15 protein-coding genes, 2 pseudogenes and 2 riboswitches are annotated in these 22,033 nt (G+C 72.8%); of the genes and pseudogenes, 11 read left to right on the top strand and 6 right to left on the bottom strand.

Annotation, left to right across the window (positions count from 1 at the left end; all coding sequences use genetic code 11):
• The first annotated feature begins 111 nt into the window (after positions 1-111).
• Positions 112-202, top strand: a riboswitch (cobalamin riboswitch).
• A gap of 60 nt (positions 203-262) precedes the next feature.
• Together ACFYYH_RS13010 and ACFYYH_RS13005 are read left to right on the top strand one after the other, a co-directional pair.
• Positions 263-487, top strand: coding sequence for a CbtB domain-containing protein (locus ACFYYH_RS13010; protein ID WP_388549592.1), 225 nt, complete (start codon positions 263-265; stop codon positions 485-487).
• 21 nt (positions 488-508) lie between these two features.
• Entirely contained in the window at positions 509-1,327 is an 819-nt protein-coding gene (locus ACFYYH_RS13005; protein WP_388549589.1) for a CbtA family protein, read from the top strand.
• 178 nt (positions 1,328-1,505) lie between these two features.
• On the opposite strand, the gene ACFYYH_RS13000 is transcribed toward ACFYYH_RS13005, so the two are convergent.
• Positions 1,506-2,141, bottom strand: a complete 636-nt coding sequence (locus ACFYYH_RS13000) for an NAD(P)-dependent oxidoreductase (RefSeq protein ID WP_388549586.1) — start codon at positions 2,139-2,141, stop codon at positions 1,506-1,508.
• Between the two features lie 84 nt (positions 2,142-2,225).
• On the opposite strand from ACFYYH_RS13000, the gene ACFYYH_RS12995 reads away from it, so the two are divergent.
• From ACFYYH_RS12995 to cobM, 3 genes are all read left to right on the top strand, one after another.
• Positions 2,226-3,125, top strand: a complete 900-nt coding sequence (locus tag ACFYYH_RS12995; RefSeq protein WP_388549583.1) for a TetR/AcrR family transcriptional regulator — start codon at positions 2,226-2,228, stop codon at positions 3,123-3,125.
• Between the two features lie 68 nt (positions 3,126-3,193).
• A complete protein-coding gene (gene cbiE / locus ACFYYH_RS12990; RefSeq protein ID WP_388549580.1) occupies positions 3,194-4,489 on the top strand; it encodes a precorrin-6y C5,15-methyltransferase (decarboxylating) subunit CbiE in 1,296 nt (431 codons plus the stop codon).
• Complete coding sequence (gene cobM, locus ACFYYH_RS12985) at positions 4,486-5,238, top strand: precorrin-4 C(11)-methyltransferase (protein ID WP_388549578.1); 753 nt, start codon at positions 4,486-4,488, stop codon at positions 5,236-5,238. Before cbiE ends, cobM begins: the two co-directional genes overlap by 4 nt.
• Before the next feature lie 226 nt (positions 5,239-5,464).
• Here the strand turns inward: cobM and ACFYYH_RS12980 are convergent, their stop codons facing one another.
• Positions 5,465-6,586 (bottom strand): cobalt-precorrin-5B (C(1))-methyltransferase, encoded by a 1,122-nt coding sequence (locus ACFYYH_RS12980; RefSeq protein WP_388549576.1) that lies wholly within the window; start codon positions 6,584-6,586, stop codon positions 5,465-5,467.
• A gap of 92 nt (positions 6,587-6,678) precedes the next feature.
• Between ACFYYH_RS12980 and ACFYYH_RS12975 the strand changes: the two are divergent.
• Positions 6,679-7,596, top strand: a pseudogene (locus ACFYYH_RS12975) (cobalt-precorrin-6A reductase); the annotation flags it as partial.
• Here the strand turns inward: ACFYYH_RS12975 and ACFYYH_RS12970 are convergent.
• The 3 genes from ACFYYH_RS12970 to ACFYYH_RS12960 all read right to left on the bottom strand — a co-directional run bounded on the left by ACFYYH_RS12970 (position 7,584) and on the right by ACFYYH_RS12960 (position 11,685).
• Positions 7,584-9,188 carry a precorrin-2 C(20)-methyltransferase gene (locus ACFYYH_RS12970; protein WP_388549714.1) on the bottom strand — a complete coding sequence of 535 codons (1,605 nt, stop codon included), beginning with the start codon at positions 9,186-9,188 and terminating at the stop codon, positions 7,584-7,586. The pseudogene ACFYYH_RS12975 and the gene ACFYYH_RS12970 sit on opposite strands and share 13 nt — an antisense overlap.
• A 92-nt stretch (positions 9,189-9,280) precedes the next feature.
• Positions 9,281-9,907, bottom strand: coding sequence for a precorrin-8X methylmutase (locus tag ACFYYH_RS12965; RefSeq protein ID WP_388549711.1), 627 nt, complete (start codon positions 9,905-9,907; stop codon positions 9,281-9,283).
• A 29-nt stretch (positions 9,908-9,936) separates the two neighbouring features.
• Positions 9,937-11,685 carry a cobalamin biosynthesis protein CobG gene (locus ACFYYH_RS12960; RefSeq protein WP_388549573.1) on the bottom strand — a complete coding sequence of 583 codons (1,749 nt, stop codon included), beginning with the start codon at positions 11,683-11,685 and terminating at the stop codon, positions 9,937-9,939.
• A gap of 63 nt (positions 11,686-11,748) precedes the next feature.
• Positions 11,749-11,897: riboswitch (cobalamin riboswitch) on the top strand.
• A gap of 33 nt (positions 11,898-11,930) precedes the next feature.
• On the opposite strand from ACFYYH_RS12960, the gene cobN reads away from it, so the two are divergent.
• On the top strand, positions 11,931-15,830 hold the full coding sequence (cobN, locus tag ACFYYH_RS12955) for a cobaltochelatase subunit CobN (RefSeq protein ID WP_388549570.1): 3,900 nt from the start codon (positions 11,931-11,933) through the stop codon (positions 15,828-15,830).
• A gap of 258 nt (positions 15,831-16,088) precedes the next feature.
• Here cobN and ACFYYH_RS12950 read toward each other — a convergent pair whose 3' ends face one another.
• Positions 16,089-16,265, bottom strand: a complete 177-nt coding sequence (locus ACFYYH_RS12950; protein WP_388549716.1) for a hypothetical protein — start codon at positions 16,263-16,265, stop codon at positions 16,089-16,091.
• Positions 16,266-16,323: 58 nt separating this feature from the next.
• Here ACFYYH_RS12950 and ACFYYH_RS12945 point away from each other — a divergent pair.
• The 4 genes and pseudogenes from ACFYYH_RS12945 to ACFYYH_RS12930 form a co-directional block, all read left to right on the top strand.
• Positions 16,324-16,422 (top strand): annotated as a pseudogene (locus ACFYYH_RS12945) (excalibur calcium-binding domain-containing protein); the annotation flags it as partial.
• A 614-nt stretch (positions 16,423-17,036) separates the two neighbouring features.
• A complete protein-coding gene (locus tag ACFYYH_RS12940) occupies positions 17,037-19,355 on the top strand; it encodes a M4 family metallopeptidase (RefSeq protein WP_388549568.1) in 2,319 nt (772 codons plus the stop codon).
• Between the two features lie 452 nt (positions 19,356-19,807).
• Positions 19,808-20,605 (top strand): FHA domain-containing protein, encoded by a 798-nt coding sequence (locus ACFYYH_RS12935; RefSeq protein ID WP_388549566.1) that lies wholly within the window; start codon positions 19,808-19,810, stop codon positions 20,603-20,605.
• Positions 20,606-20,677: 72 nt separating this feature from the next.
• Positions 20,678-22,030, top strand: a complete 1,353-nt coding sequence (locus ACFYYH_RS12930; protein ID WP_388549564.1) for a hypothetical protein — start codon at positions 20,678-20,680, stop codon at positions 22,028-22,030.
• Positions 22,031-22,033 lie beyond the last annotated feature (3 nt).

The following is a 22,033-nucleotide window of genomic DNA, read 5'->3' as shown; positions in this document are numbered from 1 at the left end:
CCCGGCACCGCTCCGGTTCCGGCGGTCGTGCCGGGCCTGTGGTGGATCGATGACCTCTTGGCCCGTCTGTCGGTTCGCGATACCTTCACGTCGATATCACGACGGCGGGACGGAAGTCCGGTGAGAGTCCGGCACGGTCGCGCCACTGTATGCCGGGTGCCGACCGCGCGACAGCGCGGTGGGGTTGCCCGGTCAGTCAGACCCGACGGCCGTCGTGCGAGCTCCACTGAATGGGACGCGAGTTCCCCAAGGAGGTTTCGCCATGGCTGAGTCCATAGCACCGCCGGTTGTTTCGCCCGTCAGCGTCAAGGTGACCCCGCTTCCGCTGCGCGCGGTTCTGCCGTGGGCCGTGTTCGTGGGCACCCTGATGCTGGTGCTGCTCTACTTCGTCGGCGCCGAGCAGGGCGCGACATCGGTGTTCTCGGGTGAGGGCGTGCACGAATGGGTGCACGACGGCCGTCATCTGCTCGGCTTTCCCTGCCACTGAACACTGACGGAGATCACGCACATGCATGCCTCCACCGTCAGAACACTCCTGGTCCGCGGCATGATCGCGGGCGTACTGGCCGGACTTTGCGCGTTCGCGCTGGCTTATCTGGCCGGTGAGCCCTCCGTACGGGACTCCATCGCGCTGGAGGAGACCCAGTCGGCGCCCGCGGCGGCACCGGAAGCGGCACACGAGCACGGCGGGCACGGCGAGGAAGAAGAGGAGGAACTGGTCAGCCGGCCGGTCCAGTCGACCTTCGGGCTGGCCACCGGAGTCCTGGTGTACGGGGTGGCCCTGGGCGGCATCGCCTCGTTGGTCTTCTCCGTCTGCCTGGGCAGGATCGGTGGGTTCGGGCCGAGGGCGACCGCGGCGCTGGTCGCCGGGGCGGCCTTCGTCACGGTCTATCTGGTGCCGTTCCTGAAGTATCCGGCGACCCCGCCCGCGGTGGGCAACCCGGACACCATCGGCCGGCGCACCACGCTGTTCTTCCTGATGATCGTGCTCAGCGTGCTGCTGGCGGTCATCGCCGTCATCGTGGGCCGGCGGCTGGCTCCGAAGCTGGGCAGCTGGAACGCGTCCGTGGTGGCCGGCGCCGGTTATGTCGTCGCCGTGGCGGTCGCCTGCCTTGTCCTGCCCGCCAACTCCGATGCCGTTCGGGAAACCTTCCCGGCTGCTCTCCTCTGGGAATTCCGGCTGGCGTCGCTCGCCGTGCAGGCGCTGCTGTGGACGGCCTTCGGGCTGATCTTCGGTGTGCTGGCCGAGCGGGTGCTCCAGCCACGGACCGCCTTCGCGGCGGCGGACGCCGATGGTGTCACCTCGCCGGTGAGGACCGCCGGCTGACGTTCCGTACGGTCGACCGAGTCCGTACCGTCGGCTGACGGTCCGTCGGGCGGGGACCCCCCCGGTGAGGGGCCACAGGTCCCCGCCCGCCCGCGTGCCGCCGTTCCCGTCCCGTCCCCGCGCCCGGCCGCGCCCCTGCTCCCGCGCCGCGCCGTTCCCGTCCCGCGCCTCGTCCGTGTCAGCTACTGACGCCGACCGTGCGGCGGACCGTCTCCGGGGCCGTCACGAAATCCAGCATGGCGCGGGCCACATCGGCGCGGGCGATCGCGTTGCCCGCCGGACCCGCGTCCACCTGGTGGCGGTAGGTGCCGCTGCCGGGCGCGTTCGTCAGCCGGGGCGGACGTACGGACGTCCACTCCACCTCGCTCTCCCGCAGGATCCGCTCCATCACTTCGAGGTCGGCGTACAGCTCCTTGAGGACCGCCCGGAGCGCGGGCGCGAGGACCCGGTGGGCGAGCCAGGACTGACCGGCCCCCGAGCGGTTCAGCGGCGCCGCGCTGACGACGACGATCCGCCGCACCCCGGTCGCCGTCATCGCCTCCACCGCCGCGCGGGCGGACGTGGAGGCGGGCTTGAGCGGATCGTGCCGTCCGAGCTGGCCCATGCCGGACAGCACCGCGTCCGCCCCGCCGACGACCTCGGTGAGGGAGGCCGTGTCGAGGGCGTCGGCGCGGAGCACCGTGAGGTTCTCGTGCGTCGCCTCCAGCCGGGCCGGATCCCGGACCGCGGCCGTCACCGTATGTCCGTCCGCGAGGGCGTGCGCGACGATATGCCGCCCCACGCCGCCGGTGGCTCCCAGCACTGCCAGCCTCATGACCACGGCCTTTCCGAGGGGAGTGAATACTTACTATCCATAGTGGGTGAGCGTTCACTCACTTGTCAAAGCTAAGATGCCGACATGACCTCAGAAGCCTCCCCGCCGCCGTCGCCGCCCCTGACGGGGGGCGCCCTGACCCGCTCGCGCATCCTCGACGCGGCGGCGCGCCTGATGAACACCGTGGGGCTGACCCGTACGACCACGAAGGAGATCGCGAGGGAGGCGGGGTGCTCGGAGGCGTCCTTGTACAAGCACTTCCGTGACAAGGAAGAGATCTTCGTCACGGTCCTGCGCGAGCGCGCGCCCCGTTTCACGGACGCGCTGGCGGAGCTGCCGGGGCGCGTGGGGGAGGGGGAGGTGGTCGGGCATCTGGAGGAGGTGGCGCGGGTGGCGGTCCACTTCTACCGCCGCGCGTTCCCGATGGCGGCCTCGCTCTTCGCCAGCCCCGACCTGCTCGCGGCCCACCGGGGAAAACTCGACCTCGACGCGTCGGGCCCGCAGGAGCCCGTCCATGCCCTCGCCGCGTATCTGACGGCGGAACAGGATCTGGGCAGGCTCTCCCCGGCCGTCGACCCGGACGCGGCCGCGATGCTCCTGATCGGCGCGTGTTTCCACCGGGCCTTCCTGACCCTGTTCTTCGATCCCGATCCGACGGCTGGATCCCTCCGGCCTGAGGGCGAGGCGGAGTTCGCGCGGGAGACGGTACGGGCGCTGGTGGAGGGGATCGGCTCCTCCCCGCGCACGGGGGCCTCTGCCACCGCTGGGGGTACCGGGGCCGCCGGGGCTGACGGCGGTGCCGGGACCGGCGGGGGTGCCGGGACCAGCGGGGGTGCCGGGACCAGCGGGGGTGGGACCGGCGGGGGTGTGGGGACAGACGCGGGTACGGGGACGGGCGGGGGCACGGGGACAGGTAGGGGTGCTGGGACCGGCGGGGGTGCTGGGACCGGCGGCGGCGTCGGGCCCGCCGGGGGCGGGGCATGACGGGACAGTAGAGTTTGGGCCGTCTTTCTCCACCTTTCTCCAGCTCAGAAGCCCAGAGGTGTATCGCAGTGAGCGCACCGCCCCCCGCTTCGCCCCCGTCGGCGGTGACCGTCGTGGGCATCGGCGCCGACGGCTGGGCAGGACTCTCCGGCGGGGCACGCGAGGCCCTGCGGGCGGCCGAGGTGCTGGTCGGCGGAGCCCGGCAGTTGGCGCTCGTACCGGATGACGCGTGCGCCGCCGAGCGGGTGGCGTGGCCGTCGCCGCTGCGGCCCGCCGTGCCCGGGGTGCTCGCGGCCCATGCCGGGCGGCGGGTCTGTGTGCTGGCGAGCGGGGACCCGATGTTCTACGGCATCGGGCGGGCCCTCGCGGAGGTGGTGGGAGCCGGGTCGCTGCGGGTCCTGCCGCATCCGTCGTCCGTCTCGTACGCCTGCGCCCGGCTCGGCTGGCCGGTGGAGGACACGGAGGTCGTCACCCTGGTCGGCCGCCCCGCCGAGCGGCTCGCCGCTGCCCTGTACGACGGCCGTCGGATCCTGGTGCTCAGCGCGGGAGCGGCGACCCCGGCCGAGGTGGCGGCACTGCTGCGGGACCGGGGTTTCGGTCCGAGCCGTATGCGTGTACTGGAACGACTCGGCGACGCCGAGAAGGAACGGCGGGTCGAGGGCGTCGCCCAGGACTGGGCCGAGCCGTCCGGTGATCCGCTGAACGTCGTGGCGGTCGAATGCCGTCGCGCGCCGGACGCGCAGCGCCTCGGTGCCGTGCCTGGCCTGCCGGACACCGCGTACGAACACGACGGCCAGCTCACCAAGCGCCATGTCCGCGCCGCCACGCTGGGCGCGCTGGCGCCCGCGCCGGGAGAACTGCTGTGGGACGTCGGCGGCGGTTCTGGCTCGATCGCCGTCGAGTGGATGCGTGCGCACCGGTCCTGCCGGGCCGTCTCGGTGGAGCGCGATCCGGTGCGGGCGGAGCGGATCGGGCGGAACGCGCGGGCGCTCGGCGTGCCCGGCCTGCGGGTCGTCACCGGTGCCGCGCCCGGCGCGCTGGCGGGGCTGCCCACGCCGGACGCGGTGTTCGTCGGGGGCGGGCTGACCGTACCGGGGCTGTTGGACGCCTGCTGGGACGCCCTGCCGGTGGGCGGCCGGCTGGTCGCGAACACGGTGACGCTGGAGTCCGAGGCGCTGCTCGCCGACCGGTACCGGCGCCTGGGCGGTGAACTGGTACGGCTGGCGGTCGCGCACGCGGTGCCCGTGGGGGGATTCACGGGCTGGCGGCAGGCGATGCCGGTCACCCAGTGGTCGGTCGTCAAAGGCCCGGAGCCGGGCACCGGTCCGGGCTCTCCCCATGTCCCCTCAGGAGATCAACGATGACGGTGTACTTCATCGGCGCCGGCCCCGGCGCCGCCGATCTGATCACGGTGCGCGGCGCGCGCAGGCTCGCCTCGTGCGACGTGTGTCTCTACGCGGGGAGCCTGGTGCCGCGTGAGCTGCTGGCCGAGTGTCCGCCCGGCGCGCGGCTGATCGACACGGCACAGATGGATCTGGACGGCATCACCGCCGAGCTGGTTCGGGCCCACGAGGAGGGCCGGGACGTGGCCCGGCTGCACTCGGGCGACCCCTCGGTCTTCAGCGCGGTCGCGGAACAGATGCGGCGGCTGGACGCGGCGGGTGTGCCGTACGAGGTGGTGCCGGGTGTACCGGCCTTCGCCGCGGCGGCCGCGGCGCTGAAGCGTGAGCTGACGGTGCCGACGGTGGGTCAGACGGTCATCCTGACGCGGATCGCCCGGCGCGCCACCCCGATGCCGGCGGGCGAGGACCTGGCGACGCTCGGGCGGAGCGGGGCCCTGCTGGTGCTCCACCTCGCGGCGCGGTACGTGGACCGGGTGGTCGAGGAACTCCTGCCGCACTACGGCGCGGACTGCCCCGCCGCCGTGGTGGCGATGGCCAGCCGCCCCGACGAACTGGTGCTGCGCGGCACGCTGGACGACATCGCGGGGCAGGTGAAGGAGGCGGGCGTGGTACGGACGGCAGTGATCATGGTGGGCCGGACGCTGGGGGCCGAGCAGTTCCGGGACAGCCACCTGTACTCGCCGGAAAGGGAACGCCCGCACGTGTGCTGACGCCGTGCCGGCCGCGCTCACATGTGTGCCGGCGCGCGGACCGGCCGCGCTCGCACATGTCGCGCTCGCACATGTGCCGACGTCGTGCCTGGCCGCCTCGCACGTGCGCCGGCGCGCTACGGCCGCGCTCGCAGGTGTGCCGACGCCGTGCCGGCCCCGCCCGTACCGCGGCTCGTTCCTACCGCGGCTCGTTCCTACCGTGACTTGCTCCTACCGTGACTCTCTCCTACCGCGGCTCGCTGCGGCCCACCACCGTGCCCGCCCTGTCGATACAGAGGACGTCGACCACCACCGGCGCCCCGCGCAGCACCCGCAGCGCCTCGTCCCGCGCCCTCGCGGCCACCCGGTCGCCCAGCGGGATGCCGCGGGCCTGGCACGACTGGAGCGCCGCCAGGCCCGTGTTGGCCTCCGACACCTCCGCCGCCAGGGCGGCGTCCGCGCCCGCGTCCGCCGCCAGAGCCGCGAGGAAGGACGTGTCCACCTGGGAGCGGGACGAGTGGAGGTCGAGATGGCCCGCGGCCAGTTTGGAGAGTTTGGCGAAGCCGCCGCAGAGAGTGAGCCGGGGCACCGGGTGGCGGCGGAGATAGGTGAGGACCGCTCCGGCGAAGTCACCCATGTCCAGCAGGGCGTCCTCGGGCAGGGCGTACGCGGCGAGGACCGTCCTCTCGAAGGTCGAGCCCGTACACCCCGCCACATGCGTACGGCCCGCCGCGCGGGCCACGTCCACGCCCCGCCGGATGGAGTCGATCCAGGCCGAGCAGGAGTACGGGACCACGATGCCCGTCGTCCCGAGGATGGAGAGCCCGCCCAGGATGCCCAGGCGCGGATTCCAGGTGGAACGGGCGATCTCCTCGCCGTTGTCGACCGAGACCGTTATCTCCACGTCGCCCGTGCCACCGTGGTGCCGCGCCAACTCCGCGACCTGGGCACGCATCAACTGACGTGGGACCGGGTTGATCGCCGGTTCGCCCACCTCCAGGGGGAGTCCGGGGCGCGTGACCGTCCCCACTCCCGGGCCCGCGCGGAAGAGGACCCCCGAGCCCGGCGGAAGCAGCCGTACGGTCGAGCGGATCAGGGCGCCGTGCGTGACGTCCGGGTCGTCGCCCGCGTCCTTGACCACTCCGGCCATCGCCCGGACGCCGGACAGTTCCTCGGCGGCGAGGGCGAAGCTCGGCGTCTGTCCCTTGGGGAGGGTGATGGTCACCGGGTCGGGGAACTCGGCCGTCAGCAGGGCGGTGTACGCGGCCTTCGTCGCCGCCGTCGCGCACGCACCGGTCGTCCAGCCGTGCCGCAGCCCCGTGTGCTTGAGCTGGGCGCGGCGCCCGCCCGTCGTCGTGCCCTCGGTCATATGGTCCTCTTGTCCCGTCGTCCTCTTGTCCCCGTGGTCCTCTTGTCCCGTCCCGTCCTTCGTCCCCTTCAGCCGTGGAGAGACCGCTGCCGATGAGTGAACCGCCGCATGTACTGATCCTTGGCGGGACCACCGAGTCGCGCCGTCTCGCCGAGAGCCTGTGCGGCGACGGGAGCGCGGGCGGCGCGAACCGTTCCGACGGCGCGTACGGTCCCGGGGGTACCGAGCGGCCCGGCGGCGCGTCCGGTACTGGCGGTGCCGAGGGACCCGGCGGTGCTTCCGGTACCGGCGGTTCCGAGGGACCCGGCGGTTCCGGCCGTTCCGGCCGTTCCGGGTTCCGTGTCACCACTTCCCTCGCCGGACGTGTCACCCGGCCCGTACCGCCCCCCGGCGGGATACGGATCGGCGGGTTCGGCGGCCCCGAAGGGCTGGCGCGCTGGCTGCGCGAGCACCGCGTGGACGCGCTCATCGACGCCACCCATCCCTTCGCCGCAACGATCAGCCGGAACGCGGCGCTCGCCGCCGCCGTGGCCCATGTTCCCCTGCTGGCGGTGCGCCGCCCCTCGTGGGTGCCGGTCGCGGGCGACGACTGGCGTACGGTCGGTTCCCTGGAGGAGGCCGCCGAGACGCTGGCCACGCTCCCGGGGCCGCCGCGCAGGGTCTTCCTCACCACCGGACGGACGGGCCTCGCCGCCTTCGCCCGCCTCGACGGACCGTGGTTCCTCGTCCGGTCCGTGGACGCGCCGGAACCGCCGTACCCCGCCCGGATGGAGACCGTCCTCGACCGAGGTCCCTTCACGCTCGACGGGGAGCGCGCGCTCCTGCGCCGCCATCGCGTCGACACCGTCGTGACCAAGGACAGCGGTGGCGCCGCCACCGCGCCCAAACTGGCCGCGGCCCGCGAGGCCGGCCTGCCCGTCGTCGTCGTCCGCCGTCCGCCGACCCCCGAGGGGGTGGCCGTGGCGGCCACCGTGGCGGAGGCGGTCGCCTGGCTGCGTCAGCTCTCCGGACTCGGACCCGGCCCCGAGGCGCTCGGCTCCGCCGTGTCCGGGCCTGCCGCATCCGGACCCGCCGTGTCCGGCCCTGGTGCGGTGACGTCCGGGCCCGGCGCCGACCGCGCCTCCGGGTAGCGGCGCGGGGTCCAGACGATCTCCTCGCCGAGGCCGGTGCCGTCGGCGCGCCGTACCGTCACCGTCTGCGAGGAACCCACCAGCAGGATCGTCCGCATGTCCACCCACGCCGGATCGAGATCCGCGAGACGCACGATCCGTACGTTCTCCTCCGCCCCGCCCACATCGCGGGCGACGACGACGGGGGTGTCCGGGGCCCGGTGTTCCAGCAGCAGTTCGCGGGCCTTGCCGACCTGCCACGTACGGCTGCGTGAGCCCGGGTTGTAGAGCGCGAGCACCAGGTCCGCCGCCGCTGCCGCGTGCAGGCGTTCCGCGATGACCTCCCACGGCTTGAGCCGGTCCGAGAGCGAGACCACGGCGTAGTCGTGGCCCAGCGGGGCGCCCACGCGCGCGGCGGCGGCGTTGGCGGCGGTCACACCCGGGAGCACACGCACGGGCACGTCCCTGTACGGATCGGCCGACGCCGCCTCCAGTACGGCCGTGGCCATCGCGAAGACCCCCGGATCGCCGCCGGACACCACGGCCACGCGCCGGCCGCGCCGCGCCAGATCGAGGGCGAACTCCGCGCGCTCCGACTCCACCTTGTTGTCGGAGCCGTGCCGTCGCTGGCCGGGACGGACCGGAACACGGTCCAGATAGGTGGTGTACCCGACGAGATCGTCGGCCGAGGCGAGTGCGCCGCGCGTCTCGGGCGTCAGCCACAACGGCCCCGCCGGTCCCGTCCCCACGACCACCACATCACCGGTCTCCCGGGGGGCGGGCCGGGCGTCGACCCGGCTCGGCAGGACCGCCACCGAGAAGTACGGGACGGAGTCCGGGTCGATGCCCTCCAGCGCGCCGGTGCGCTCGCCGCTCATGGTGGCGCGCTCGACGTACCGCGCGTCAGCGAGCCGCCCGGCCCGCTCGACCGCGCGCCGTACGGCCGGGAAGGTACGGCCGAGCTTCATCACCACGGCCGAGTCCGCAGAGGCCAGCCGGGCCGTCAGTTCCTCCTCGGGCAGCGTGCCGGGCAGGATCGTCAGGACCTCCTCGCCCTCGACGAGCGGGGTGCCGAGCCGGGCCGCGGCGGCGCTCACCGAGGTGACCCCCGGAATGACCTCCGTCGGATAGCGGTCGGCCAGCCGCTTGTGCATATGCATGTACGAGCCGTAGAAGAGCGGATCGCCCTCGGCGATGACGGCGACCGTGCGGCCGGCGTCGAGATGGGCGGCGAGCCGGGCGGCCGACTCGGCGTAGAAGTCCTCCATCGCGCCCTGGTAGCCGCCGGGGTGGTCGGTGGTCCCGGTGGTGACCGGGTAGACCAGCGCTTCCTCTATGTGGTCGGGGCGCAGATGTCCGGCGGCGATGGAACGGGCTATGGACCGGCCGTGGCGCGCGCTGTGGTACGCGATCACCTCGGCCTCCGCGATGACCTGGACGGCGCGCACGGTCATGAGGGACGGATCGCCGGGGCCGAGGCCGACCCCGTACAGCCGGCCGGTGCCGCCGCTCTCGCGACCGGTACGGCTCTGACTCCCCGTACCGGGGCCGCTCGTGGGGGCATGGCCGGGGGCTGTGTTCGCGTTCACTCTTCCTCGCTCGCGATCGCGTTGACGGCCGCCGCCGCGAGGGCGCTGCCCCCGCGCCGTCCGCGTACGACCAGGTGTTCGAGCCCGGCGGGGTGTCCGGCGAGCGCGTCCTTGGACTCGGCCGCGCCGATGAAACCGACCGGCACACCGATGACGGCGGCCGGGCGGGGAGCGCCCGCCTCGATCATCTCCAGCAGCCGGAAGAGCGCGGTCGGTGCGTTCCCGACGGCGACCACCGCGCCCTCCATCCGGTCGCGCCACAGCTCCAGGGCGGCGGCGCTGCGCGTGGTCCCCAACTCGGCGGCGAGGGCGGGGACGGACGGGTCGGACAGGGTGCAGACCACCTCGTTGGCCGCCGGCAGCCGCTTGCGGGTGACTCCGCTGGCGACCATCGCGACATCGCAGAGGATCGGCGCGCCCGCGCGCAGGGCCTCACGGGCACGGGCCACGACACCGGGGGTGAACGCGAGATCGCGCACCAGGTCGACCATGCCGCAGGCGTGGATCATCCGGACCGCGACCTGGGAGACATCGGCGGGCAGCCCGGCGAGGTCCGCCTCGGCGCGGATCGTGGCGAAGGACTGGCGGTATATCGCCGCGCCGTCCTTCTCGTAGTCGAACACCGTGGGCTCGTTGGGCACTGTGGTCTCGCTCATCTCGTCACTGTGGTTGTGCGTGCCGCCGCCACCGCGTCGGCGAGTCGGGGTCCGGTCGCGAGCGCGAGCGTGGTCGCGGTCGTGGTTGTGGTCGTAGTCATGGTCGGGACAACTGTCGTGGTTGCCGTTGCCGTTGCCGTTGCCGTCGCGGGCGCGGTTACCGTTGCCGTCGCCGGCGCGGTCGTGGTCACTGGCGCGGTTACGGTCACGGTCGTGCCGCCCCGTACGGAGACGCGGTAGGCGTTGTCGCCCGTCGCGACCACATCCACCCAGGCGCCCTGCGGATGGCCGCAGCGGCGTTCGCAGCCCGACCAGTAGACCGGGAGCGCGTCGCCCCCCGCCCCCGGCCTGCCCGGTGCCGGACGCAGCGCCTCGGCCGCGTCCGCCCGTACGTCCGCGAGCGCCTTCGCGCAGCCGGGCCGGCCGGTGCAGGCGCCGACCCCGTGCCAGGGGGAGGCGGGATCGGTGACCAGCCCGGCGGTACGGAAACGTTCCAGCAGGTCGTCGGCCGTGGCCGGGTCCAGCCCCGGCACGATGACACCCCGCCAGGGGGTGACGCGCAGGGCGGCGGCCGGACCGGGAGCGACACGCGCCGAGGTCAGCAGTCGCCACTGTGCCGCGCTCAGCCGTCCCAGCGGCGCGTGGACGGAGACGGCCACGGTGCCGTCGGGGGAGCGGATGAGCCCGGGAAGCGGGGGCCTCCCGTCGTGACCGGGGCCCTCCGTCACATACGCCGTCACATACGCCGTGGCGTTCGCGGGCTTCGCGGGCTTCGCGGGCTTCGCGGGCTTCGCGGGCTCCGTGGCTACGGCGGGTTCCGCGACGATGCCCGCTCGGCTCAGCCGTGCCGCCACCGCCGCGTCCAGTTCGAGTGCGTGGCCGGGCGGCAGCTCCCGCACCCGCCAGGCGCCCGAGCCGCTCGCCTCCGCCACCGTGAGAAACGTCTCCGCGGCCAGGAGGGCGGCCCTCGGCGCATCGGCGGCCTTCACCCGCAACCCCGACCGATTGGCTCCGGTATGTACGGTCGCCGTGCCGTCGGGTCGTGCGAGCAACGTCACATCGGCGCCCAGGGCCGCCATGTCCCCACGGCCGTCGTCCAGCGCGAACAGGAAGCGGCCGGAGAGACCCGTCGCCGCGTCGCTCGCGCACAGGAGTCCGTCCAGTTCCCGGGCCCACAACTGCGGCTGTCCGGCGCCGAGTCCGCCGTGCCGGGCGCCTCCGCCGAATCCGTCGAGGCCCGACAGGGGGGACGCGACGATGTTCCGTACCCGTTCATGCCGTTCGGAGGGCAGCAGACCGGCTTCGTGGAGCAGTCCGGCGAGTTCGGTGCCGCAGCCCGCGCCCGCGCCCCTGCCCCTGCCCGGACTCGTACCCGTACCCGTACCCAGCCCCCGGAGCTGGACATTGCCCCGGGAGGTGATGTCGACATGTCCGTCGCCCAGGCGCTCCGCCGCGTCCGCCAGCGTCTCCGCCTGACGGTACGTCAGCAACCCGCCGGGCAGCCGCAGTCGGGCCAGCCACCCGTCGTCCGCGCCGTGCAGCCGCAGAGCGCCGGGGCAGGCGTCACCACCCTCCCGTACGGGAACCCGCACGGAACCGGGAGCGGAAGCCCGCACGGAGCCCGGGACGGGAACCCGCACGGAACCGGAAGCGGATGCCCGCACCGGATCCGGGACGGAGGCCCGCGAGGGAGCTTCGTCCCGGTTGGCGGGTGTTGGCGAGGTGGGCGGCATGGCGGCGAGCATACCCACGTACCCCCGCGCCCCATCCTGGGCGGCCGGGCGCTCTCCCCGCCCGTGACCTGCTGCACCTACTATGCAGACGGCGGGTCCGGTGCCCGTCAACGCCAGCGACGGCGTCAGGGGAGGAAGCCCGGTGAGAATCCGGCGCGGTCCCGCCACTGTGAGCCCGGCAGCAGCCGGGTGAGCCAGGAACTCCCGCCGTCCTCCCTACCGCCCGGGGCGCGGACCCCGAGGAAGGCAGACGCCGCATGATCCTGCTCCTGTCGACGTCCGACACCGATCTGCTCAGCGCCCGTGCGGCGGGCGGTCCGGTCCCGTACCGGTACGCCAACCCCGCGCGGCTCGTGCTCGACGAACTGCCCGCGCTACTGGAGGGCGTCGACCTCGTCGTCGTACGGCTCCTCGGCGGACTGCGCGCCTGGCAGGACGGGATCGACCTCCTCCTTGGGGAAGGCGCTACCGACGGCCGTTCCGCCGCCCGCCGCGACACCGCCGACACCGACGACCGCGACAGCGCCGCCGACACCGCCGCCGACCGGCCGCCCGTCACGAACCGGCCGCCCGTCGTGGTCCTCACCGGCGAGCAGGCCCCGGACGCCCAGTTGATGGAGGCCTCCACCGTCCCCATCGGTATCGCCGCCGAGGCCCACGCGTATCTCGCCCACGGCGGTCCCGCCAACCTGGAGCAGCTCGCCCGCTTCCTCTCCGACACCGTCCTGCTGACCGGTCACGGCTTCGAGCCGCCCGCTGCGTCGCCCACCTGGGGCCGGGCCGAGCGCCCCGCCGTCGCGGGCCGCGCGGATGCCGGCCGGCCGCTGGTCGCGGTGCTCTACTACCGCGCGCACCATCTCAGCGGCAACACCGCCTTCGTGGACGCCCTGTGCGATGCCATCGAGGAGGCCGACGGGCGCGCCCTCCCCCTCTACGTGTCCTCGCTGCGCGCCCCGGAGCCGGAGCTGCTGGAGGAGCTGAGCGGCGTCGATGTCATCATCACCACCGTGCTCGCCGCCGGCGGCACCCGGCCCGCCGAGGCGTCGGCGGGCGGCGACGACGAGGCGTGGGACGCGGGAGCCCTGGCCGCGCTCGACGTACCGATACTCCAGGCCCTCTGCCTCACCAGCAGCCGGGCCACCTGGGAGTCGAGCGACGAGGGACTGTCGCCGCTGGACGCCGCCTCGCAGGTGGCGGTGCCGGAGTTCGACGGGCGGCTCATCACCGTCCCGTTCTCGTTCAAGGAGCTGGACCCCGAGGGCCTGCCGGTGTACGTGGCCGACCCCGAGCGGGCCGCGCGGGTGGCCGGTATCGCCGTACGGCACGGCCGGCTGCGCCACCGCCCGAACGCGGAGAAGCGCGTCGCGCTGGTGCTGTCCGCGTACCCGACCAAGCACTCCCGTATCGGCAACGCGGTCGGCCTCGACACCCCCGCCAGCGCCGTGGCCCTGCTGCGTGAACTGCGCGACCAGGGCTATGACTTCGGCGGCACGAGCGGCACGAGCGGCATAGGCAGCGCAGGCGGCACGACCGGCACAGGCAATGCAGGCAGTGCAGGCAGTGCGGGCAGTGCGGGCAGTGCGGGCAATGCAGGCGGCGCAGCCGGTGCGGCCGGCGCAGGCGGCACCGGTACGGAGGACGAGCCGGTCCCCGGTCTGGAGTCGGGCGACGGCGACGAGCTGATCTACGCGCTCATCGAGGCCGGCGGCCATGACCAGGAGTGGCTCACCGAGGAGCAGCTCGCCCGGAACCCGGTCCGTATCCCGGCCGCCGACTACCGGCGGTGGTACGAGAAGCTCCCCGCCGCGCTCCGGGAGTCCGTGGAGGAGCACTGGGGGCCGCCGCCCGGCGCGATGTTCGTGGACCGCAGCCGGGTCGCCTCGGGCGGCGACCCGGACGGCGACATCGTGCTCGCCGCCCTCCGGCGCGGCAATCTGCTGATCCTCATCCAGCCGCCGCGCGGCTTCGGCGAGAACCCCATCGCGATCTACCACGACCCCGATCTGCCGCCGTCGCACCACTATCTGGCCGCGTACCGCTGGATCCAGGCCGACCGCGAGGACGGCGGCTTCGGCGCCGACGCCATGATCCACCTCGGCAAGCACGGCAATCTGGAGTGGCTGCCCGGCAAGAACGCGGGGCTCTCGGCCGCCTGCGCGCCCGATGCCGCGCTGGGCGATCTGCCGCTGATCTATCCGTTCCTGGTCAATGACCCGGGCGAGGGCACACAGGCCAAGCGCCGCGTACACGCCACGCTCGTGGACCATCTCGTGCCGCCGATGGCGCGCGCCGAGTCGTACGGCGACATCGCGCGCCTGGAGCAGTTGCTCGACGAGTACGCGGCGATCTCCTCGATGGACCCGGCGAAGCTGCCCGCGATCCGCGCGCAGATCTGGACGCTGATCCAGGCCGCCAAGCTCGATCACGACCTCGGTCTCGACGACCGGCCGGACGACGACGGGTTCGACGACTTCCTGCTCCATGTCGACGGCTGGCTGTGCGAGGTCAAGGACGCGCAGATCCGCGACGGACTGCATGTGCTGGGCGGCGCGCCGACCGGTGACGCCCGGGTCAATCTCGTCCTCGCCATCCTGCGGGCCCGGCAGATCTGGGGCGGTACGACCTCCCTTCCGGGGCTGCGCGAGGCGCTGGGCCTGGACGAGTCGGCCGCGACCCGTACCGACGCCGACGACACGGAGCAGCGGGCCCGCGCGCTCGTCCAGGCGATGGAGGACGCGGAGTGGGACCCGGCGGCGGTGGCGCGGGTGGCGGCCGGTCACCCGGAACAGGTCGCGGACATCCTCGCGTTCGCCGCGCGTGAGGTCGTGCCGAGGCTGGCCGGCACCGTGAACGAGATCGACCATGTGGTGCACGCGCTGAACGGCGGCTTCGTACCGGCGGGTCCGTCCGGATCGCCGTTGCGCGGTCTGGTCAATGTGCTGCCGACCGGCCGCAACTTCTACTCCGTCGACCCCAAGGCCGTCCCGAGCCGGCTCGCCTGGGAGACCGGACAGGCCCTCGCCGACTCCCTCCTCGACCGCTACCGCGCCGACAACGGCGACTGGCCGACCTCCGTCGGGCTCTCGCTGTGGGGTACGAGCGCGATGCGCACCTCCGGCGACGACATCGCCGAGGCCCTGGCGCTGCTGGGGATCAGGCCGGTCTGGGACGACGCCTCGCGCCGGGTCACCGGTCTGGAGCCGATCGCGCTCGACGAACTGGGCCGCCCCCGGATCGATGTCACCCTCCGGATCAGCGGTTTCTTCCGTGACGCCTTTCCGCACGCGATCGGTCTGCTGGACGACGCGGTACGGCTGGCGGCGTCGCTGGACGAACCCGCCGACGCCAACCACATCCGCGCCCACGCCCAGGCCGATCTGGCGGCGCACGGTGACGAACGCCGGGCCACCACCCGTATCTTCGGCTCCCGGCCCGGTACGTACGGCGCGGGCATCCTCCAGCTCATCGACAGCCGCGACTGGCGTACGGACGCCGATCTCGCCGAGGTCTACACGGTGTGGGGCGGGTACGCGTACGGCCGCGAGCTGGACGGGCGGCCCGCACGCGCCGAGATGGAGACCGCGTACAGGCGCATCGCGGTGGCCGCGAAGAACACCGACACGCGCGAGCACGACATCGCGGACTCCGACGACTACTTCCAGTACCACGGCGGCATGGTGGCCACGGTCCGCGCGCTGAAGGGGACGGCCCCGGAGGCGTACATCGGGGACTCCACCCGCCCGGAGACCGTCCGTACGCGCACGCTGGTCGAGGAGACGTCCCGTGTCTTCCGCGCCCGGGTGGTCAACCCCCGCTGGATCGAGGCGATGCGCCGCCACGGCTACAAGGGCGCTTTCGAACTCGCCGCGACCGTCGACTATCTCTTCGGGTACGACGCGACGACGGGTGTGGTCGCGGACTGGATGTACGACAAGCTGACCGAGACCTATGTCCTGGACCCGGAGAACCGCGCCTTCCTCCAGGAGGCCAACCCCTGGGCCCTCCACGGCATCGCGGAACGTCTGCTGGAGGCCGAGTCACGCGGTATGTGGGCCAAGCCGGACCCGGCGGTGCTGGACGAACTGCGGAAGGTGTTCCTGGAGACGGAGGGAGACCTGGAGGGGGAGCAGGACGGGGAGCACGACGGGCAGGAGTGACGGGTCCCTCCCGATCCGTCCCCACCCTGATCCACTGATCCGTCCCTCCTGATCCACGCGTCTGTCCCTCCTGATCCACGCGCCTCTGTGGGCCCGCCTCCGCGCCGGAGGCGGGCCCACACGCTTTGGTCACAAGTGGGTCACTAAGAGCGCACATACCCTCCATACTCATGCGCCGCGTCGCTACGTTCATCCCCCCGCTGGCATCGGTGGTGCCGGCGGGGGGACGGCGACGGATCAGGCGGTGAGCGAGGGGCCCTATCCCTCGGTGACGGTCACGACGACGGCGACCGCCGCCCCCGAGCCCCGCGCCACCACGACGGTGACGGCGAGCCCGAAGCCGGTCCCCACCGTCACGAAGACGAAGACCGTACGCGTCACCGTCGCCCCGGCCGCGGGTGGCGACGAGAGCAGTGGCGACGACAGCGGCGACACATCGGGCGGCTCCGGTTCGGACGGGGGCGGAAGCGGCTCTGCGTACTACGGCAACTGCGCGGCGGCACGTGCCGCGGGGGCGGCACCGGTCCGTGTCGGGGATCCCGGCTACGGGCGTCACCTGGACAGGGACGGTGACGGGGTCGCATGTGAGTGACACGCCGAAGGCGGCCTGAGCGCCGAGGCGATGGCTGTACGGAGGGGGCCCGCGGAGCGATCGGCGGAGGGCCGGCGGAAAGGCCGGCAGGGGCCCGGTGGAAGGGCCGGCAGGGGGTCGGCGGAAGGGCCGGCCGCACGCGAGAACGCCCCCTCCGGGGGAGGGGGCGCGATGCTGTTCGACCACGCCGGCACGGGGCCGGCGGCGGGATTCGTACCCGCGATCTGAGATCACTCTAGCCCGGGGCGGCCGGGATTCCGTGGAGGCTGGGCGGACACGCCGGCGGGAATCATTTTTAGCCATGCCCATGACGGAAATGGCCGAAGCGGCCGACGGGGGCGTGTTGCGGCCGCGTAAAGGCGCACGTGACTCCGGCATAGGCCGGCGGCCGGCGGCGAACGGGTGTGCGCCTTTGAGACAACGTTGTCTCGCTCTGCTGACAAAGGCACCTTCCGCTGAAACGATCAACGTACCGCGCGGTCGTCACATCCCCATCGCACAACTCCCTGCCGTCATGAGCCAGCCGGACAGAAGGAGCACCAGGAGTGACGAACAACCCCCGTACCTCCCGTACTTTCGGTACCTCCCGCGATCCCCTCAACTCTCCTTCGAACATGGCCGCTTCACCGCGCCGCCGGCGCGTGGCGACGGCCGCGGCCGTCAGCGTGGCCGCGCTCCTCGTGGCGGTCCTCCCGGCCGCGGGTGCCGTGGCGGGCCCGGTCGGCGCGGACGGCCAGGCACGGCAGACCGTGGCGGAGTCCAGACTCGGTGCGAGACCTGTCGCACTCAGCCCCGTACAGAGGGAGAAGCTGCTCAAGGCCGCGGCGGAGGCCGGGGCCGCCACCGCCCGCTCCCTGAAGCTGGGCGGCAAGGAGAAGCTGCTGCCGAAGGACATCACCAAGGACGCCGATGGCACCACGCACACCCGTTACGAGCGGACCTACGCCGGACTTCCCGTCCTCGGCGGCGACCTGGTGGTCCACGAGCGCCCCGCCACCGGGCGCGCCGCCACCGGCGCCGGCGCGACCGGTCCCGCCACCACCGTGACCTGGGCGTCGGACGCGCCGATATCCGTGCCGACGACCAAGGCCACCGTTCCGGCCACGGCGGCGAAGAAGACGGCGCTGGCCACCGCCAGGACCGGGGGCACCGGCGAGGCCGTCCCGGACGGAGCGCCGCGGCAGGTCATCTGGGCGAAGGACGGCGTGTCCGCGCTGGCCTGGGAATCCGTCGTGGACGGTGTGCGGGAGGACGGCACCCCCAGCGAGCTGCATGTCGTGACCGACGCCAGGAGCGGCAAGAAGCTCCAGGAGTTCGACACGAAGCACGCCGGTGTGGGCCACGGCCAGTTCGGCGGAGAGGTCCAGGTCGGCAGCGTCCGCAACGGCGACGTGTACGAACTGACCGACCCCCAGGGCGGCAACCACTCGACCTACGATCTCAACGGCGGCGGGTCCGGCACCGGAACGCTCTTCACCGACAGCGACGACATCTGGGGCGACGGGACGGTGGCCGACCGCCAGACCGCCGCCGTGGACGCCGCCTACGGCGCGCGGAAGACGTACGACTTCTACCACGACCAGTTCGGCCGCAACGGCATAGCCAACGACGGCGTCGGCGGATACTCCCGGGTCCACTACGGCAACGAGTACGTCAACGCCTTCTGGGACGACGACTGCTTCTGCATGACCTACGGCGACGGCGTGGACAACGTCAACCCGCTCACCGCGCTCGATGTCGCCGCCCATGAGATGACCCACGGCGTCACCTCCACCACCGCCAACCTGTACTACTACAACGGCGAGTCCGGCGGTCTCAACGAGGGGACCAGCGACATCATGGCCGCCGCCGTCGAGTTCTTCGCCAACAACCCGAACGACGTCCCCGACTACGAGGTCGGCGAATTGATCGACATCAACGGCGACGGCACCCCGCTGCGGTACATGGACGAGCCCTCCAAGGACGGCATCTCCCAGGACTACTGGTCCACCGCCACCGAGGGACTCGACGCGCACTTCTCCTCGGGTGTGGCGAACCACTACTTCTATCTGCTCGCCGAGGGCAGCGGAAGCAAGACCATCAACGGCACCGCGTACAACAGCCCCACCTACGACAACCTGCCGGTCACCGGCCTCGGCCTGCACAACGCCTTCAACGTCTGGTACCGGGCGCTGACCCTCTACATGACCTCCACCACCGACTACGCGGACGCCCGCGTGGCCACCCTCCAGGCGGCGGCGGACCTGTTCGGCCGGTCCAGCGAGGCGTACGAGACGGTCGGCAACGCCTGGGCGGCGGTCAACGTCGGCGAACGCTTCGTCAACCACATCGCGCTGGTCCGGCCCGGTGCCCAGGAGTCGGCCGTCGGCCAGCCGGCCGTCCTCCCGATCGACGCGTCGACCAGCCAGTCGGGCGGCCTGACCTTCACCGCCTCCGGCCTGCCCGGCGGCCTGACGATCGACACCACCACCGGCCTGATCTCCGGCAGCCCGACGGAGCCCGGCGACTTCACCGCCACCGTCACCGTGAAGACCACCGGCGGGAACTCGACCTCGGCGACCTTCCCCTGGACCGTGATCCCCTCCGGCGGTGACTTCTTCGTCAACCCCGGCAATGTGAACATCCCCGACGCCGGCGACCCCGTCGAATCGCCCCTCGTCGTCACCGGCCACGACGGCAACGCACCCAGCGACCTCCAGGTCACGGTCGACATCGTCCACACCTGGCGCGGTGACCTGGTGATCGACCTGATCGGCTCCGACGGCACGGTCCACCGCCTGAAGAACTCCAACAGCGACAGCACCGACGACGTACACGAGACCTACACCGTCGACGCCTCCGCGATCCCCGCCAACGGCACCTGGAAGCTCCGCGTCCAGGACCTCTTCGGCTTCGACACGGGCTACATCGACAGCTGGAAACTCACCTTCTGACCCCGCCCCACCACGCCCCACCGCCCCACCACGTCCCACCGCCCCGCCGCCGCCCTCCCGGGCGCGGCGGGGCGCGCGTTTTCGCGCATCCATTCGTGGAGACCGTGCGGAGGTTGCGTGCGGGGCTGGGGCGGTGCGGAAGACCGCTGCGAAGCTGAGTCTCAACTCCCCTGACAATCGCGGGAGTCGGGGCGTCCGTGCGGCAGCGGGACACGTTCCGGCGTGCCGCGCGCCGCGTGCCGGTGCCGGTGCCCGTGCCCGTGCCGCGCGGTGTTCCCCTCCGGCACGACGTGATCGCGTGGGTCCCGCCCGCGCAGTGCCGTCCGGCGATACGCCGTTCCCGTGTCCATCCGGATTCCAACTCCATTCCATGGTCACCCGTGGACGCCGTCGGGATACTCGGGGAGGCACGTGCGAGGGAGCAGGAGCAGGGGGGCGAAGGTGAGCACCGGATGCAAGTGGCGAAGCTGAAGGTGACGTCACCCGCGGGGAAGGCGCGTGTGTACGTCCTGGACGGTGACCAGTTCACCGTCGGCCGCGCGGCACCCCACCACGAGCCGGACATCGTGCTCGCGCCCGATCCCCAGGGCTGGATCAGCCGGTTGCACTGCATCCTGGATCTGGAGAGCGGCCAGTGGTGGGTCACCGACCACGCCAGGAACGGCACGCTGCTCCAGCGCGACGTCCTGGGTTTCGAGGTCCGGCCGGTGCACGGCCGGGAGCTGCTGAAGCACGGCGACACCCTGCTGGTCCTCGGGGACATGCTGGGCGACGGGGAACAGCTCTACTGGCGGCTGACGTATGTGGACGCGCACGCGACGCGGCCCGCGCCCCGCCGGCACGACCCGGCCGGACAGGACGCGTCCCGCCCCGGCCTCCGCTACGACGTCGTGGGCAGCCGGGTGTACCGGACCGACGGGGACAAGGAGACCCTCGTCGAGGGCCTGCGCCCCAAGGGGCACCAGCTACTGCGGCACATGGTGGCGCGCAGCAGCGGTCTGCCCGGCGTCGAGGCGGTGGCCTGCGACCACGACGAACTGATCACCGCGCTGTGGAGGCCCCGGGAGGAGTGGCCGCTCGGCCGCAGTTACGACAGGACGGACCTCGCGGGTGTGGTGCGCGCGGTCCGACGGTGCCTCGAGCCCGATCCGGCGCGCCCCCGGATCCTGGAGACCGTTCCGACCATCGGGTACCGGCTGTACGTGTACCCGGTGGCCCCGCCGGAGGGACGGGAGCACGAGCGGTCATGACGGGGTGTCGGACGACAGCGTACGGGCACGGGCCCGGGACGGATGCACGAGCAGCGGACGTACGGGGGACGGATGGACGAGACGACGGCGGGCGCCGGGGCGCCCGAGCCGGCCGCCGGACGCGGCACCGGGGAGCTGTCCCGCTTCGCGGATCTGGCCGGGGTACGGCTGTACCGCGGGAACGCCTTCGCGGTCACCGGACTCCCGGCGGACGCGAGGGGGCGTACGGTACGGCAGCACAGACAGCGGCTGGAGGCCCGGCTGGCGGTCGAGGACACCTGGCCGGGAGACGCGGACTCGCCCCTCGTGGGCGGGCATCGCAGGGACGAGGTCCGCGCCGCGTTCCAGGAGTTCCAGGATCCACGACGGCGGCTGGTGGACGAGCTGCTGTGGCGGTGGGGGGACGCGGACCTGGGGTGCGCATGCCCCCGGTCCACGCACCAAGAGCACGACGAGGCCGTGCGGTTTCACGCCCTGGCCCTGGAGGCGGAGGCCGGGCGCGGCCACGCCACCACGGAGGGACGGGACAACCTCTGGAGGGGTGCGGCGAGCGCCTGGGGAGCGCTGCTGGCGCGCCCGGAGTTCCGGGAGCACATCGCCTGCCGGATCCGGGCCCTGGACGACCCGAGGCTGGGCGAGCACACGGCGGACGACTTCCTCGCCGGGATCCCCCGTCTGCTCGTGTCGCCCTTCACGGAATTCGCCGCCGACCCCGCCTTCGGGCCGCGGCTCGTCCAGGTGTGCGCGGGCTGGGCGAAGCACGGGACCTTCTCGGCACTCTTCTCCGACCTGTTCGAGGAGACCGTGGAGAAGACGGTCCAGCAGATCACCGAGGGCCTGCGGTCCATGGAGGGCAAGCAGGACGCCCAGCAGTACGCCGACGCGGTCACGATCCTGCGGCAGCAGGTCTTCCCCAGGTTCGACGAGTTGGAGGCGTTCCAGGCGTTCGTCCCGGACTGGCGGTACGAGGAGGCGGCGCACATCGTCGCCGTGGGGACCAACAACCTGGCGGTCGCGCTGCAAGGCCTGCACATGGGCGGCAATCCGACCGCCGAGCAGCGGAGAACGGTGATCGAGCTCGCGGAGAAGGCATATGTGGTCGCCCCCGAGCGCGACGTGGAGGACATCAAGCGGAACTGGGACGTCATCTACGAGCAGTTCTCGGGCTTCGGCCGGATATCGGCCGGGGTGCCGGGACGGGCTCAGGCACAGGCACACGGGCAGGCACACGGGCAGGCACAGGGGCAGAGCTCCAGCCCACGCCGTGACTGCGCGATCGGCTGCCTGATTCTTCTGGGACTCGCCGGCCTGATCGTCGAGGGCTTCCTCGTGGGCCCCGGCGAGGCGCTCCTCACCGGGGTGGTGGTGCTCATGGTCATCGGCGCCGTCGAAGGGGTCGTGAACTGGATCAGAGGGATGAGATGAGGA

Source organism: Streptomyces sp. NPDC002018, assembly GCF_042890865.1.
Classification (GTDB): Bacteria; Actinomycetota; Actinomycetes; order Streptomycetales; family Streptomycetaceae; genus Streptomyces.
This window is presented reverse-complemented; position numbering and strand designations above follow the sequence as displayed.

Coding starts and splice junctions, on each gene's coding strand:
- ACFYYH_RS12980 (WP_388549576.1), bottom strand. CDS start 6,586: ATGACCGAGGGCACGACGACGGGCGGGCGCCGCGCCCAGCTCAAGCAC.
- ACFYYH_RS12995 (WP_388549583.1), top strand. CDS start 2,226: ATGACCTCAGAAGCCTCCCCGCCGCCGTCGCCGCCCCTGACGGGGGGC.
- ACFYYH_RS12935 (WP_388549566.1), top strand. CDS start 19,808: ATGCAAGTGGCGAAGCTGAAGGTGACGTCACCCGCGGGGAAGGCGCGT.
- cobM (WP_388549578.1), top strand. CDS start 4,486: ATGACGGTGTACTTCATCGGCGCCGGCCCCGGCGCCGCCGATCTGATC.
- cobN (WP_388549570.1), top strand. CDS start 11,931: ATGATCCTGCTCCTGTCGACGTCCGACACCGATCTGCTCAGCGCCCGT.
- ACFYYH_RS13005 (WP_388549589.1), top strand. CDS start 509: ATGCATGCCTCCACCGTCAGAACACTCCTGGTCCGCGGCATGATCGCG.
- ACFYYH_RS12930 (WP_388549564.1), top strand. CDS start 20,678: ATGGACGAGACGACGGCGGGCGCCGGGGCGCCCGAGCCGGCCGCCGGA.
- ACFYYH_RS13010 (WP_388549592.1), top strand. CDS start 263: ATGGCTGAGTCCATAGCACCGCCGGTTGTTTCGCCCGTCAGCGTCAAG.
- ACFYYH_RS12940 (WP_388549568.1), top strand. CDS start 17,037: ATGGCCGCTTCACCGCGCCGCCGGCGCGTGGCGACGGCCGCGGCCGTC.
- ACFYYH_RS12960 (WP_388549573.1), bottom strand. CDS start 11,685: ATGCTCGCCGCCATGCCGCCCACCTCGCCAACACCCGCCAACCGGGAC.
- ACFYYH_RS13000 (WP_388549586.1), bottom strand. CDS start 2,141: ATGAGGCTGGCAGTGCTGGGAGCCACCGGCGGCGTGGGGCGGCATATC.